The sequence below is a fragment of the Nocardia sp. NPDC051832 genome (assembly GCF_040681285.1).
In the GTDB taxonomy this organism is placed as follows: domain Bacteria; phylum Actinomycetota; class Actinomycetes; order Mycobacteriales; family Mycobacteriaceae; genus Nocardia.
The window spans coordinates 1,185,510-1,200,189 of the sequence record NZ_JBFAYL010000003.1 but is presented as its reverse complement, the minus strand read 5'-3'; the positions used below and the strand labels follow the sequence as shown (position 1 = coordinate 1,200,189).

The 14,680-nt window shown below is 68.7% G+C and carries 14 protein-coding genes; 4 read left to right on the top strand and 10 right to left on the bottom strand.

Features of this window, described 5'->3' with window-relative positions:
- Window positions 1-3: 3 nt before the first annotated feature.
- The 3 genes from dapE to AB0M14_RS23275 all read right to left on the bottom strand — a co-directional run bounded on the left by dapE (window position 4) and on the right by AB0M14_RS23275 (window position 2,243).
- Window positions 4-1,101 (bottom strand): succinyl-diaminopimelate desuccinylase, encoded by a 1,098-nt coding sequence (gene dapE, locus AB0M14_RS23285; protein WP_364998213.1) that lies wholly within the window; start codon window positions 1,099-1,101, stop codon window positions 4-6.
- Between the two features lie 172 nt (window positions 1,102-1,273).
- The gene (locus AB0M14_RS23280) at window positions 1,274-1,834 is read right to left on the bottom strand and encodes a helix-turn-helix transcriptional regulator (protein ID WP_364998211.1); all 561 of its coding nucleotides are present in this window, start codon (window positions 1,832-1,834) and stop codon (window positions 1,274-1,276) included.
- Window positions 1,835-1,856: 22 nt separating this feature from the next.
- Window positions 1,857-2,243: a VOC family protein gene (locus AB0M14_RS23275; RefSeq protein ID WP_364998209.1), complete on the bottom strand. Its 387-nt coding sequence runs from the start codon at window positions 2,241-2,243 to the stop codon at window positions 1,857-1,859.
- A 123-nt stretch (window positions 2,244-2,366) separates the two neighbouring features.
- Between AB0M14_RS23275 and dapD the strand changes: the two genes are divergently transcribed.
- Complete coding sequence (gene dapD / locus AB0M14_RS23270) at window positions 2,367-3,314, top strand: 2,3,4,5-tetrahydropyridine-2,6-dicarboxylate N-succinyltransferase (RefSeq protein WP_364998207.1); 948 nt, start codon at window positions 2,367-2,369, stop codon at window positions 3,312-3,314.
- 172 nt (window positions 3,315-3,486) lie between these two features.
- On the opposite strand, the gene AB0M14_RS23265 is transcribed toward dapD, so the two are convergent.
- Entirely contained in the window at window positions 3,487-4,890 is a 1,404-nt protein-coding gene (locus AB0M14_RS23265) for an acyl-CoA synthetase (RefSeq protein ID WP_364999033.1), read from the bottom strand.
- A gap of 149 nt (window positions 4,891-5,039) precedes the next feature.
- Between AB0M14_RS23265 and AB0M14_RS23260 the strand changes: the two genes are divergently transcribed.
- On the top strand, window positions 5,040-5,906 hold the full coding sequence (locus AB0M14_RS23260; RefSeq protein WP_364998204.1) for an oxygenase MpaB family protein: 867 nt from the start codon (window positions 5,040-5,042) through the stop codon (window positions 5,904-5,906).
- On the opposite strand, the gene AB0M14_RS23255 is transcribed toward AB0M14_RS23260, so the two are convergent.
- Entirely contained in the window at window positions 5,903-6,538 is a 636-nt protein-coding gene (locus tag AB0M14_RS23255; protein WP_364998202.1) for a TetR/AcrR family transcriptional regulator, read from the bottom strand. The two genes, AB0M14_RS23260 and AB0M14_RS23255, sit on opposite strands and share 4 nt — an antisense overlap.
- A 123-nt stretch (window positions 6,539-6,661) precedes the next feature.
- Between AB0M14_RS23255 and AB0M14_RS23250 the strand changes: the two genes are divergently transcribed.
- Window positions 6,662-7,522, top strand: a complete 861-nt coding sequence (locus AB0M14_RS23250; RefSeq protein WP_364998200.1) for an oxygenase MpaB family protein — start codon at window positions 6,662-6,664, stop codon at window positions 7,520-7,522.
- On the opposite strand, the gene AB0M14_RS23245 is transcribed toward AB0M14_RS23250, so the two are convergent.
- Window positions 7,523-8,479, bottom strand: coding sequence for a proline dehydrogenase family protein (locus AB0M14_RS23245; RefSeq protein WP_364999031.1), 957 nt, complete (start codon window positions 8,477-8,479; stop codon window positions 7,523-7,525).
- Window positions 8,480-8,510: 31 nt separating this feature from the next.
- Complete coding sequence (gene pruA / locus AB0M14_RS23240) at window positions 8,511-10,151, bottom strand: L-glutamate gamma-semialdehyde dehydrogenase (RefSeq protein ID WP_364998198.1); 1,641 nt, start codon at window positions 10,149-10,151, stop codon at window positions 8,511-8,513.
- A gap of 125 nt (window positions 10,152-10,276) precedes the next feature.
- On the opposite strand from pruA, the gene AB0M14_RS23235 reads away from it, so the two are divergent.
- Entirely contained in the window at window positions 10,277-10,453 is a 177-nt protein-coding gene (locus tag AB0M14_RS23235; protein WP_364998196.1) for a hypothetical protein, read from the top strand.
- Window positions 10,454-10,463: 10 nt separating this feature from the next.
- On the opposite strand, the gene dapC is transcribed toward AB0M14_RS23235, so the two are convergent.
- The 3 genes from dapC to AB0M14_RS23220 all read right to left on the bottom strand — a co-directional run bounded on the left by dapC (window position 10,464) and on the right by AB0M14_RS23220 (window position 14,675).
- Window positions 10,464-11,573, bottom strand: coding sequence for a succinyldiaminopimelate transaminase (dapC, locus tag AB0M14_RS23230; RefSeq protein ID WP_364998194.1), 1,110 nt, complete (start codon window positions 11,571-11,573; stop codon window positions 10,464-10,466).
- Window positions 11,570-11,890 carry a ferredoxin gene (gene fdxA / locus AB0M14_RS23225; protein WP_194815326.1) on the bottom strand — a complete coding sequence of 107 codons (321 nt, stop codon included), beginning with the start codon at window positions 11,888-11,890 and terminating at the stop codon, window positions 11,570-11,572. Before fdxA ends, dapC begins: the two co-directional genes overlap by 4 nt.
- Before the next feature lie 184 nt (window positions 11,891-12,074).
- Window positions 12,075-14,675, bottom strand: a complete 2,601-nt coding sequence (locus AB0M14_RS23220) for a bifunctional FO biosynthesis protein CofGH (RefSeq protein ID WP_364998191.1) — start codon at window positions 14,673-14,675, stop codon at window positions 12,075-12,077.
- Window positions 14,676-14,680: the final 5 nt, after the last annotated feature.

Genomic DNA, 14,680 nt, shown 5'->3' with positions numbered 1-14,680 from the left:
GCGTCAGGATCCGGTCAGGTAGGTCCGCAGCATGGCGGTGACGGCGGTGATCTGCGCGGTCGGGCAATGTTCGTCGCGCTTGTGCGCGAGGTTGGGGTCGCCCGGGCCGAAATTGACGGCCGGGATGCCGCGGGCGGCGAAGCGGGAGACATCGGTCCAGCCGTATTTGGCGCGGATACCACCGCCGCCGTGGCTGTTGACCGAGTCGATCAGGCCCTTGGCGGCGGGGGCGGTGAGGCCGGGCAGCGCGCCCGGGGCGGAGTCGGTGACTTCGAAGTCCAGCTCCAGGCCGTCGAAGACCTCGCGCACGTGCTCGATGGCCTGCTCGACCGAACGGTCCGGGGCAAAGCGGAAATTCACGACCACCTCGGCGGCGTCCGGAATCACATTGCCGGCTACGCCACCCGAGACGCCCACCGCGGACAGGCCCTCCCGGTAGACGCATCCGTCGATGTCGACCTCCCGGGCCTGGTATTCGGCGAGTCGCGCCAGGATCGGGGCCAGCCGGTGGATCGCGTTGTCGCCCTTCCACGCTCGCGCCGAATGGGCCCGCACGCCGGTGGTGCTCAATCGCGCGCGCAAGGTGCCCTGGCAACCGGCCTCGATCCAGCCGCCGGAGGGTTCGCCGAGGACCGCCAGATCACCCGCCAGCCATTCCGGCAGGTCCCGCTCGATGTGTCCGAGGCCGTTGTACTTCGCGGCGATCTCCTCGCCGTCATAAAAGATCAGGGTCAGGTCGTGCACCGGGTCCGCGATGGTGGCGGCCAGATGCAGGAACACCGCGTCCCCCGACTTCATGTCGACGGTGCCGCAGCCGTACAGCACCTGCTCCCCCGCCGCGTCCTGTTCGAATCGGCTCGGCACGTTGTCGGCGATCGGCACGGTGTCCAGGTGCCCGGCCAGGATCACCCGCGTCGGCAGCCCCCGATTCGTTCGCGCCAGCACCACATTCCCGTGCCGCAGCACTTCGAACCCCGTCGTCTGCTCCCGCAGCGCCCGCTCGACGAGGTCGGCGATCGCCTGCTCGTCCAGCGACACACTGGGGATATCGACGAGGGCGGCGGTGAGCGCGATGGGGTCGGCAGACAGGTCGAGGTTCACCCGGCCAGCCTACGACCTCGCCTTCCGCTACTTCGCTCCGAAGTAGCGGAACACCTAGGGACATGACTGAGGCGATTCCAACTCTGAGCGACAACCGCGTCGCTCGGCAGACATTGTCGCTCAGAGTTGGAATGCACCATCACAACACCGCCAGAGGATGGCTACCGATCGGCTAGTCGTCGGCCATGGTGAACGCGCCGCTCTCCAGCCGGGCGATCAAGCGGTTGGTCCAGGCGGCGCGGCTGTCGGCGGTGTTCAGCCACAGGCCGAGGACCTCGCCGACCGGACCCCAGGTGTCCAGGTCGGTGTCGGGGGGCAGGGTTGTGGTGATGCTCGCGCGCCACTCGCTCAGCTCTCGGGCCCGTTCCCGCAGCAGTGCGACAGCGTCGGCGCGCGGTAGGTCGTCGATGAAGCCGACCGCCGCCGCGAGCAGGTCGAGGCGGGGGTCGCGGCGGGCCAGCGCGGAGCGCAGCAGCTGTTGGTAAGCCTGCTCGCCCGCGCTGGTCACCTCGTATTCCGTGCGCGGCGGCCCGCCCGCTTCGCTCGGGCTGGTGTCGTGCGCTCGCAGCAACTCGTCCTTGGTCAGGGACTTCAGCGCGTGATACACCGAACCCGAAGTGGCTCTTGCCCATTCGTGTGCGCCCCAGGACTCCAGATCGGCGCGCACCTGGTAGCCGTGCGCGCGGCCGCGGCGCCGGACCGCGCCGAGGACGAGCAGTCGAACCGCCGTCACGTAGTACCTCCAGGTCGAGTGGTCAGGCCGGTGCGGTGACCCACCACAGTGTGCCGAACGGGTCGACGAAAGCGCCCATGCGGCTGCCGTCTTCCTGTACCGCCACCGGCGCGGCCGGATGCGCGCCCGCGGTGATCGCACGCTCGTAGGCGGCTGCGGGATCCGGCACCGCACTCCACATCTGGACATGCACCGGCTCGGTGGGCGAGCTCAAGCAGCGACCGCCGGTGGGACCGGAATCGGCGAAGAACACTGCGCTGTCACCGATCCGGGCTTCGGCGTGGATGGTCCGCATCGGGTCCTGGGCCAGCGGGACGACCTCCTTGATCTCGGCTTCGAAGACCTGCTCGAGGAACGCCCGGAAGACCGTGGCGTCGTCGACCATCAAATAGGGGGTTACAGAGGACATTCGAACTCCTATCTAGCCAAATTTGGTTACTCGAACGAGCGTAGCTCGAGTAGCCAAATTTGGCTAGGCGCGGGCCGGAGGTAGCTGACCATTGCTCAGGAACAGTGGGTAACCTCTTCTGACGTGAGCATTCAGGGAGCAGCAGCAATCGGTATCGCCAACGTGACCGCGGACGGAACCGTCCTGGACACCTGGTACCCGAGCCCGGAACTCGGCGAGTTCGCCGAGACCGGTACCAAGCGCCTGGAGGAGGCGCCCGCGGAGTTCGCGGCGCTGCTCGGTGTCGACGACGCCCGCGGCGTCGATGTCATCGCGGTGCGCACCACCATCGCGGATCTGTCCGCCGCCCCGGTCGACGCGCACGACGTCTACCTGCGCCTGCACCTGCTCTCGCATCGCCTGGTCAAGCCGCACGAGATCAGCCTGGACGGCCAGTTCGGCCTGCTCAGCAATGTGGTGTGGACCAACCACGGCCCGGCCGCCGTCGACGGTTTCGAGACCGTGCGCGCCAAGTTGCGCGCCCGCGGCCCGGTCACCGTGTACAGCATCGACAAGTTCCCGCGCATGGTCGACTACGTCGTCCCCTCCGGCGTGCGCATCGGCGACGCCGACCGCGTCCGCCTCGGCGCGCACCTCGCCTCCGGCACCACCGTCATGCACGAGGGCTTCGTGAACTTCAACGCCGGCACCCTCGGCAACTCCATGGTCGAGGGCCGCATCTCGGCCGGCGTCGTGGTCGGCGAAGGCTCCGACATCGGCGGCGGCGCCTCCACCATGGGCACCCTCTCCGGCGGCAACTCCACCGTCATCTCCATCGGCGAACGTTCCCTGCTCGGCGCCAACTCCGGCCTCAACATCGTGCTCGGCGACGACTGCGTCCTCGAGGCCGGCCTCTACCTCACCGCCGGCACCAAGGTCAGCACCCCCGACGGCACCGTCGTCAAGGCAGCCACCCTGAGCGGCCAGAACAACCTCTTGTTCCGCCGCAACTCCCAGACCGGCGCCGTCGAGGTAGTCCCCCGCAAGGGCACCGGCATCGAACTCAACGCCGCCCTGCACGCCAACGACTGACGCCGCTCTACCCCCGCACTCCGCCCGCTCGCCGGTACTCGTGCCACCGCGCGGTTTCCGCCGTCCAGATGGTGACGTCCAGGGCGATCCGGTCCGGCGAGGTGTCGTGGGTGAGTTCGTGGGTTCGACGATGACGAAGGCGTTGTCCCGAGATCGGCGTTCTAACTCGAGGTCAATCCCCGAGCAGCTTCTTTTGTACTTTCCCCATGGCGTTGCGGGGCAGGGCAGCTACGAAGCGGATCTCGCGCGGGCGTTTGTGGGCCGAAAGCTGTTCGGCCACATGGGTGATCAGCTGCTGGTCGGTGGCGGCGGCGCGCAGGACGACGAAGGCGACGATGCGCTGGCCGAGATCGGGGTCGGGGAGGCCGACGACCGCGGCTTCGGCGACCGCGGGGTGGCCGAGGAGGGCGGTTTCGATTTCGCCCGCACCGACGCGGTAACCGCCGGATTTGATGAGATCGACGGATTCGCGGCCGACGATGCGATGGAAGCCGGCGGGGTCGATAGCGGCGACGTCGCCGGTCGCGAACCAGCCGTCGGAGGTCCAGCTCTCGGCGGTGGCGTCGGGGCGGTTCAGGTAGCCGTCGAAGAGCATGGGACCCGAAACTTGGAGGCCGCCGATGCTTTCGCCGTCGTGTGGGACGTCGTTGCCCGCTTCGTCGCGCAGCCGGGTCCGGACCCCGGCGACGGGGGTGCCGACCCAGCCGGGGCGGCGTTCGCCGTCGGCGCGGGTGGACAGGGTGATCATGGTTTCGCTCATGCCGTAGCGCTCGACCGGGGCCTGGCCGGTGAGGTCGCGCAGCTTCTCGAAGACCGGCACCGGCAGCGGCGCACTGCCGGAGACCAGCAGCCGCGCGGACGCCAATTGTTTTGCGGCGTCCGGGTCTTCGACGATGCGCGACCACACGGTGGGCACGCCGAAGTACAGGGTGCCGCGGGCCGCTGCATAGGCCTGGGGGGTGGGTTTGCCGGTGTGGATCAGCGGGCTGCCCACCCGCAGCGGCCCGAGCAGCCCGAGAATCAGTCCGTGCACGTGGAACAGCGGAAGTCCGTGCACGAGAACATCACTCGGCGTCCAGGACCACGCGTCGGCGAGCGCGTCCAAGCCGGCGGCGATCGCGCCGCGGTTGAGCACCACGCCCTTCGGCGGACCGGTCGTCCCGGAGGTGTAGAGCACGAAAGCCGTTGTCGCCGGGTCGGGTTCGGGATAGGTGTGCCAGGAGCGGGCGTGCAGGCGCACCGGCACCACCGGCAGATCCGTGCCGGCCGGCGCCGCGCCCAGCCAGGCCTGCGCGCCGGAATCGGCGAGTATGTGGGCGAGTTCGGCGCTGCCGGAGTCCGGTGGCACCGGCACCACGGTCACGCCCGCGATCAGGCAGCCGACCACCGCGAGCACCGTCGCCGCGGTCGGCTCGGCCAGCACCGCGACCCGATCCGCGCGCGCGATCCGCTCGGCCACCGAAGTCGCCGCGCCGAGTAGGTCACTGCGCGAGAGGGTGACGCCGTCGACGGTGACCGCGTCGGGGATATCCGCCCCGGCGGCCACGGCGAGCGGGTTCAGCGAACGAAGCAGCAGCGGCGGACCATAAGACACCCGCCCACGCTACTGCGGCCCGTGCCGGCCCAGCTCCCGAGGCCGGGGAATCGAGTGTGACCGTTGACACTCCACCGAGGTAGTGAGAACGTTATTGCATAACCTTCTCAGCGACGAGAACGAGGTCGACCATGACCAGTCCGCTTCGCGCGGCGCGCAATTCGGCGCCGCCCAGCGATTCCCCCGGTGCGGAATTCGACATCACGCACTATCTCGACGGCGCCACCGCGTTCTTCGGGGCCGCGGCGAACGTGATCATGCAGCTCGCCGAGCCGCCGGTCGGGTACGGCGTGGTGGAGAGCACCGTCGACAGCGGCAAAGTCATGCTGCATCCGATCAAGCGGCTGCGCACCACGGTCACCTACCTGTCGGTGGCGATGCTCGGCGACGAGGACGAGCGCGCGGCCTACCGCGAGGCGGTGAATCGCTCGCACCGGGCGGTCCGCTCCACCGCGGCAAGTCCGGTGAAGTACAACGCTTTCGACCCGAAGCTCCAGCTGTGGGTAGCCGCCTGCCTGTACTGGGGCGCTCGCGACATGTACGAACGCCTGCACGGCCCGATGGACGAGCAGTCCGCCGACGCCTTCTACTATTTCGGCGCCCGGCTCGGCACCACCTTGCAGATGCGCCCCGAAATGTGGCCCGCAGACCGCGCGGCGTTCGACGCGTACTGGACCGAGAATCTGGCGCGCACGCGGATCGACCCGACGGTCCGCGCCTACTTCGACGACCTGATCGATCTGAAGATGCTGCCGCTGCCCGTCCGTTTGCCGTTCGCCGGATTCCATCGCTGGGTGGTCGCCGGAATGTTGCCGCCACACCTGCGCGAGCAGATGGGCATGCGCTGGAGCGCCTTCGACGATCAGCTGCTCGGCGCGCTGCTGCACGGCCTCGGCGCGGTGTCGGGCCGAATGCCCAAGGCGGTCCGGATGTTTCCGGTCAACGCCTACCTGGCCGACTTCCGGCTGCGGCGGCGGCTGGGATTACCCCTGGTCTAGCTCGGCACCCGGAACGACACCACCACGTGGTCGCGGGCGAACCGCCGGATCGCGGCGTCATCGCCGAGCGGAATCACCGTCTGCGGCGTGAGCGCCAGCGAAACTGCCGTGCGGGCGATCATTTCGGCGAGCGGAGCCGGATCGTATTCCGGCAGTTTGCCTTCCGCCTGCAACCGGGCCACGAACTCGGCGAGATAGTCCCGGCCCAGTTCGATGATCGGCGCACCCTGCGTGGTGAGGAACGGCAGCACGAATTCCGGTTCGGTGGCCAGCAATCGGTGCACCAGCTTGTTTTCGCGCAGGCCGTTGAGAAAGGCGGCGAACAGTTCGACGATCTGGTCCTCGGCGCTGGCGTCCCGGTCGACCTGGCGTTGGAGCACCGCGTCCACTTCGTCGATGAACTCGCGGGTCTGCCGTAGCGCGACGGCCTGGATCAGATCGGATTTGCTGGCGAAGCGCCGGTACAGCGTCGCGAGCGACAGCCCGCAGCGCCGGGCGACCTCGACCATGCTGGTGCGTTTGATGCCGAAATCGAGGAACGCCATCAGCGCCGCGTCGAGCACGCGCGCTTGATTGCGATCCTCGGGGCCGGTGCTGCGCACCAGCGACAGCAACTTGGTCAGCCTCGCCATGTTGTCCACCCTAGCTAGGTGCGAGATGCCGTGAGGCGATGACGTCCTTCAATGATCATTGACACAATACCGAGAGGATGAGAAGGTTTCATATAAATCGTCTCACAGCTCAATGGAGAGCCCATGACAACCGCATTCCGTGCCGACGACGCACCGATCGCCTACATCCAGTTCACGCCGGAGACCGTGCAACAGCACCTGGACGGTGTGGCCGCGTTCCTCGGCGGCGCGGCCAACGTCATCATGCAGCTCAGCCTGCGCCCGGTGGGGCGCGGTGTCCTGGAGAGCACGGTCGACAGCGGCAAGGTCACGCTGCACCCGATCAAGCGGCTGCGGACCACGCTCACCTACCTCGCGGTCGCGCTGATGGGCACCGACGACGAGCGCGCCGCCTACCGCGACGCGGTCAACGAGTCGCACCGGCCGGTGCGGTCCACGGCGGCCAGCCCGGTCAAGTACAACGCGTTCGATCCGAAGCTGCAGTTGTGGGTCGCGGCCTGCCTGTACTGGGGCATCGATGATCTACACACCCGCATGCACGGCCCGATGGACCGAACCAAGGCCGAAGCCTTCTACCAGTACTGTGCCCGGCTGGGCACCACGCTGCAGATGCGCCAGGAGATGTGGCCGGCCGACCGCGCCGCCTTCCTGCGCTACTGGGACGAGAACCTGGCCACCAAGTCCATCGAGCCCGAACTGCGCCGCTACTTCAACAACATGATCGACCTGAAGATGATGCCGCGGCCGATCCAGTTCACCTTCGCCCGGCTGCAGCGCTTCATCGTCACCGGACTGCTGCCCCAGCATCTGCGCGACGAGATGCACATGGAGTGGACCGACCGCGACGAGGCCCGCTTCGGACGCATCCTGCGCGCGATCTCGGCGGTGCACACCCGGCTGCCCAAGCAGGCGCGGATGTTTCCGATGAACGCCTACCTGCTCGACATGCGCGTCCGCCGCCGCCTCGGCAAGCCGCTGGTCTGATCAGCTCTTGCTGACCAGCGCCCGCAGGAAGAAGCTCAGGTTGGCCGGCCGTTCGGCCAACCGGCGGGTGAGATACCCGTACCACTGGCTGCCGTAGGGCACATAGACGCGCATCGCGATCCCGGCGCCGGCCAGCCGCAGCTGCTCGGCGTCGCGGATGCCGTACAGCATCTGATGCTCGAAATTGCCGATGTCGCGGCCGGTTTCGGCGACCAGCTGCTCGGCGGCGAGGATCAGCACCGGATCGTGGGTGGCGACCATCGGGTAGCCGTCGCCGCGCATCAGGAGCTCCAGGCAGCGCAGATAGGAGTCGGTGACCTCGCTCGCGCGCTGGAACGCCACCTCGCGCGGCTCCCGATAGGCGCCCTTGCACAACCGGATTCGCGAACCGTGCCCCGCCAGCTCCGCACAGTCGGACTCGGTGCGATGCAGATACGCCTGCAATACCGCGCCCAGCCAAGGGAATTCGGTGCGCAGCTCACGCACGGTGGACAGGGTGGCGTCGGTGGTGGTGTGGTCTTCGGCATCCACAGTCACCCACACCCCGGCCTCGTCGGCCTTGCCGCACAGGCTGCGCAGGTTCTCGGTGGCGATGGCGGGCCCGTCGCCGGGCAGCGCCTGACCGAGCGCCGACAGCTTCACCGACACCTCGACCGGCGCCGCCCCGATGCCCGCCAGGCCGGGCCGCGGGGCCGCCGCCAGCGCGTCGATCAGCGAAAGATATTCCGCCACCATGGCATCCGCCTGCGCGCGATCGGTGGTGTTCTCCCCGAGGAAGTCCACACTGATCAGCCGGCGGCTCGCCAGCAGGTCGCCGACCACGGGCAGCAGTGCACCGCGATCCTCGCCCGCCACGAAGCGCCGCACGATATCGGCGGTGATCTTGGTGCCGGTGATGGCGCGCTTCATCCGCGGCGAATCGGCCGCCGCGAGAATCACCGGGCGCAGCGGGTTCATCCCCATGCCGCACTCCGGGAAACGGGAGGGGTCATCCCTCCGCCTGCATATGCGGATACCGGTAATCGGAGGGCGGGTCGAAGGTTTCCTTGAGGGTGCGCGGCGCGATCCAGCGCAGCAGGTTCAGCGGCGAGCCGGCCTTGTCGTCGGTGCCGGAGGCGCGGGCGCCGCCGAACGGCTGCTGCCCGACCACCGCACCGGTCGGCTTGTCGTTGATGTAGAAGTTGCCCGCCGCGAAACGCAGTGCGGCTCCGGCCTGTTCGACCGCCTGGCGGTCCTGGGCGAAGACCGCGCCGGTGAGCGCGTAGGGCGCGGCGGACTCGACCTCGTCGAGGATCGCCGCGTAGGCGCCCGGTTCGGCGTCGTCGTAGACGTACACCGACAGGATGGGCCCGAAGTACTCGGTGGCGAAGGACTCGTCGCGCGGGTCGTCGGCGAGCAGCACCGTCGGGCGGATGAACCAGCCTTCGGCATCGTCGTAGGTACCACCCGCCGGAATGGCGAGCCCGGCGGCGCGGGCGCGTTCGATGGCGGCGACGTTCTTGTCGTAGGACCGCCGATCGATCACCGCCCCACCGAAATTCGACAGATCCGTGACCTCGCCGTAGGTCAGCTCGGCGGCTTCGGCCAGGAAGTCGTCGCCCATCCGCCGCCACAGCGAGCGCGGAATATACGCGCGCGAAGCGGCCGAGCATTTCTGGCCTTGATACTCGTAGGCGCCGCGAATCAGCGCGGTGCGCAACGAGTCCGGTTCGGCGGACGGGTGCGCGACGATGAAATCCTTGCCGCCCGTCTCCCCGACCAGCCGCGGATAGCCGTGGTAGCGGCCGATGTTCGCGCCGACCTGCTGCCACAGGTACTGGAAGGTCTTGGTAGACCCGGTGAAGTGGATACCGGCCAGTCGGGGGTCGGCCAGCGCGATCTCCGAGAGCTCCACCCCGTCGCCGGTCACCATGTTGATCACGCCGGGCGGCAGCCCCGCCGCCTCCAGCAACCGCATCGTGTAGAACGCCGAAAGCGTCTGCGTGGGTGAGGGTTTCCACACCACGGTGTTGCCCATCAGCGCGGGCGCGGTCGGCAGGTTGCCCGCGATCGCGGTGAAATTGAACGGCGTGATCGCGTAGACGAACCCTTCCAGCGGCCGATAGTCCATCCGGTTCCACACACCCGGGCTGGACTGCGGCTGCTGCGCCAGGATGTCGCGCGCGAAGGCCACGTTGAACCGCCAGAAGTCGACCAGCTCGCAGGGTGCGTCGATCTCGGCCTGCTGCGCCGTCTTCGACTGCCCGAGCATGGTTGCGGCGGCGATGGTCTCGCGCCACGGCCCGGCCAGGAGATCCGCGGCCCGCAACAGCACGGCGGCGCGCTCGTCGAACGGCATCGCCCGCCAGGCGGGCGCGGCGGCCACCGCCGCATCGATGGCCGCCCGCGCTTCGGAATGAGTGGTATCGGTATAGGTCCCCAGGACATGGCGATGCCGGTGCGGCGCGACGAGATCGTGCCCCTGCCCGGTCCCCGGCCGATGCTTGCCACCGATCACCAGTGGCACATCGACGGTTTCGGCAGAGATCTCGGCGAGCTTCGCGACCAGCAACGCACGCTCCCGGCTACCCGGTGCGTAGGTGTGCACCGGTTCGTTCGCGGGAGTAGGGACAACCGTGACAGCGTCCATAACTCAGGTTAGCCCTGCGAGGACGCCACAGGCGGCGGATGCGGCCCGAGATCGGCGCGTGTCCGACGGTAGCAGCGACAAGGTCAGCGACCCGGCACTTCGCTGAGCGCCGCTAGGGTGGTGCCATGGGCATTATGGGTGAGCTGTTCCCCGGCCAGAAGCTGGCCGACGAGGGCAGCGGAGACAGCAATGGGGAGACCGATCGCCCCCGAGTCGAACTGGATATGGACGCGGGAGTGATCCGGGTCTCGCCCCGCCGGTCCGATACCGGACCGGAAGAAACCCCGGCCGCTTCCGGGTAATCCAGCTGGATCAGTTCGCCGAAAGACGTTGGGCGGCAGCGGTAATGCGCTCGTCGCTGGCCGTCAGCGCGATGCGTACATGCTCGTGGCTGTTCGGGCCGTAGAAGTCGCCCGGGGCCGCCAGGATGCCGCGTTCGGCCAGCCAGTCCAGGGTGGCACGGCAGTTCTCGCCGCGAGTGGACCACAGATACAGGCCCGCCTCGGAGTGATCGACGCGGAAACCGGCCGCCTGCAACGCATTCCGGAGAATCTCGCGGCGGGCGCGGTAGCGTTCCCGCTGCTGCGCCTCGTGCGCGTCGTCGCTCAGCGCGGCCGTCATCGCGGCCTGGATGGGCAGCGGCAGCATCATCCCGGAGTGCTTGCGCACCTCCAGCAGTTCGGCCACCAATTCCGGATCGCCCGCCACGAAGCCGGCGCGGTAGCTGGCCAGGTTCGAGGTCTTCGACAGCGAGTGGATGGCGAGCAGATTCGTGTGGTCGCCGTCGCATACCTCGGGGTCCAGGATCGAGACCGCGCGGCCCTCCCAGGTCAGACCCAGGTAGCACTCGTCGGACGCCACGATCGCGCCGCGCTCGCGCGCGAAGGCGACCACCTTGCGCAGGTGGTCGACAGGGAGCACGCGGCCGGTCGGGTTCGAGGGCGAGTTCACGTAGATCAGCGCCGGGGTCTGCGGACCCGACTTGGTCAGCCCGTCGGCGCGCAACACCTGCGCACCCGCGAGCAGCGCGCCCACCTCGTAGGTGGGGTAGGCGACCTCGGGGATGACGACCAGGTCACCCGCGCCCAGACCGAGCAGCCGGGGCAGCCCCGCGATCAGTTCCTTGGTGCCGATCACCGGCAGCACCGCGGCCTGCTCGACGCCGGTGATGCCGAAGCGGCGCTTCATCGCCTCCACGGCGGCGGCCCGCAGCTCGGGAGTGCCGTGCGTGGTCGGGTAACCGGGGATCTCGGCCACCGAGTTCAAGGCAGCGCGGATCAGCGGCGCCACCGGATCGACGGGCGTGCCGACCGAGAGGTCGACCAGGCCGCCGGGGTGCGCCGCCGCGCGCGCTTTGACCGCGGCGATGGTGTCCCAGGGAAAATCGGGCAGCAGACTGCTGACCCGTAGTCGTGGGCTCATTCCGCCATCGGAGGTAGTTCTTTGATGAACGGCGGGTCGTAATCGACCGCGCCGACCTTCGTCGCTCCGCCCGGCGAACCCAGCTCGTGGAAGAAGTCGACGTTCGCGTTCACGTAGCCGCTCCACTGATCCGGGGTGTCGTCTTCGTAGAAGATGGCCTCCACCGGGCACACCGGTTCACATGCACCACAGTCCACGCACTCGTCGGGTTGGATGTACAGCATGCGACCACCCTCGTAGATGCAGTCCACGGGGCATTCCTCGATGCATGCCTTGTCCTTCACGTCAACGCACGGTTCAGCGATGATGTACGGCACTGCCGTTCTCCTAGTCTGTCCTCACCTGCGGGGATGGTCCGCCTGCGAAACCCTATCGGGGACACCCCACGTTACTACCGGTAAGTCTGCCCTAACCGCCCCGTCGGCATCGACGTCCAGCGCCTTCGATCCTAGTGCCGCCGGAGCCGATCCGCCGCCTCCCGTCCCGCATGTGGGGATTCGGCTAGCCGACCGACAGCGGCAGCGGGACGCCGGCGCGGTCGACCTTGCCGTAGACGGTGGTGCGTTCGCGCACCGCCCGGCCGATCCCGGTGGCGATCTCGGTGAGCTCGGCCACGGTCTTGGCCGAGCCGTGCTGAGAGCCGGCCATCCGGGAGATGGTCTCCTCCATCAGCGTGCCGCCGAGGTCGTTGGCGCCGCCGTTGAGCATCATGCGGGTGCCCGCCGTGCCGAGCTTCACCCAGCTGGTCTGGATGTTGTCGATGCGGCCGTGCAGCATGATGCGGGCCAGCGCGTGCGCGGCGCGGTTGTCCCGGATCGTCGGGCCCGGCCGGGACGCGCCCGCCAGGTACAGCGGCGAGCTCTGATGCACGAAGGGCAGCAGCACGAACTCGGTGAAGCCGCCGGTCTTGTCCTGGATCCCGCTCAGCACCCGTAGATGCCCGACCCAGTGCTTGGGATTGTCGACGTGGCCGTACATCATGGTCGAGCTGGAGCGCAGGCCGATCTCGTGCGCGGTGCTGATCACCTCGATCCAGGCCGAGGCGGGCAGCTTGCCCTTGGTCAGGACCCAGCGCACCTCGTCGTCCAGGATTTCCGCGGCCGTGCCCGGAATCGTGTCCAGCCCGGCCTCTTTCAGCGCGACCAGCCAGTCGCGGATGCTCTGGCCGCCGCGCGAGGCGCCGTTCACGATCTCCATCGGGCTGAACGCGTGCACGTGCATCGACGGCACCCGCTTCTTCACCGCGCGCACCAGATCGGCGTAGCCGGTGACCGGCAGTTCGGGGTCGATGCCGCCCTGCATGCAGACCTCGGTGGCGCCGTCGACGTGCGCCTCCCAGGCGCGGTCGGCGACCTCGTCGGTGCTCAGAGTGAAGGCGTCGGCGTCGCCCTTGCGTTGCGCGAAAGCGCAGAACCGGCAGCCGGTATAGCAGATGTTGGTGAAGTTGATGTTCCGGTTCACCACGTAGGTGACATCGTCGCCGACAACGTCGCGGCGCAGCTGATCGGCCAGTGCCGCAACGGCTTCCAGGTTCGCGCCGTCGGCGGTGGCCAGCGCGAGATACTCGTCGTCGGTGAGCCCGGCGGGATCGCGCTCCGCGGCGCGCAACGCGGCGAGAACGTCGGAGTCCAGGCGTTCGGGCGCGGTGACGGCCAGGTCGCGCGCCTGCTCGCGGATGGTGTCCCAGTCGCCGAACGCGCCGACGATGTCCTCGCCGAGCCCGGAATCGCTGCGGGACTCGGTGTTCCGGCCGGTGGTGTCGATCGAAGTATTGAGATCGACGCGGCCGGCCGACTCCCAGGACTCGTCCGGCTCCTGCCACGGCAGACCCCGCGGCGTGGCGTCCGGGTTCGCCAGCCCGGTCTCCGGATCGGTGAGCGCGGCGACGTGCGCGCCGATCCGCGGATCGATCCACGGGTTGCCCGCGCGCACGTATTTCGGGTGCGCGGAAGTCCTTTCGACCAGCTGGTAGCCCGCCGCCTCGGTGATCTCGCGCAGAGTGTCCAGGTTCGGCCAGGGGCGTTCCGGGTTGACGTGATCCGGGGTCACCGGCGAGACGCCGCCCCAGTCGTCGATACCCGCGTCGATCAGCGCGCGGCATTCCTCGTGCGACACCAGGTTCGGCGGCGCCTGCACCGGGACATCCGGGCCCAGCAGCAGCCTGGTGACCGCGATGGTGGCGCGGAACTCGTCCATCCCCGCGTCGGGGACATCGCGCATCGCGGTGTCGTCCTTGGCCCGGAAGTTCTGGATGATGACTTCCTGAATATGCCCGAAAGCCTTGTGCTGCTTGCGGATCGCCATGATCGACTCGGCGCGCTCGGTCAGCGTCTCGCCGATGCCGACCAGGATGCCGGTGGTGTAGGGCACCGACAGCCGGCCCGCGTCGGTGATGGCGCGCAGCCGGACCGCCGGATCCTTGTCGGGACTGCCGTAGTGGCAGTTGCCCTTCTCGGTGAACAGCCGGGCCGCGGTGGTCTCCAGCATCATGCCCATGGACTGGGCGACCGGCTTGAGCCGCGAGATCTCCTCCCAGCTCATCACGCCCGGATTCAGGTGCGGCAGCAGACCGGTCTCCTCCAGCACCATGATCGACACGGCGCGCAGATAGTCCAGGGTCGAGTCGTAGCCGCGTTCGTCGAGCCACTGCGCGGCCTCCGGCCAGCGGTCCTCGGGCCGGTCGCCGAGGGTGAACAGCGCCTCCTTGCAACCCAGTTCGGCGCCGCGGCGCGCGATCTCCAGCACCTCGTCGGGCTCCAGGAACATGCCCTTGCCCTCGGCGCGCAGTTTGCCGGGCACCGTCACGAACGTGCAGTAGTGACACTTGTCCCGGCACAACCGGGTCAACGGGATGAACACATTGCGCGAATAGCTGATCGTCCTGGGCCGGCCGACCGACTCCAGCCCCGCGTCCCGCACCCGCGCGGCGCTGCGGCACAGGTCGGCCAGGTCCTCCCCGCGCGCGTGCAGCAGCACGGCCGCCTCGTCCACGTTCAACGTCACGCCGTCACGGGCGCGCCGCAACGCCCGCCGCATCGCCGAAGGCGTAGGCGGTGCGGGTGGAACACTCGGTGTCGCTAGCTCCGTCACGTCTTCGATCATGCGCT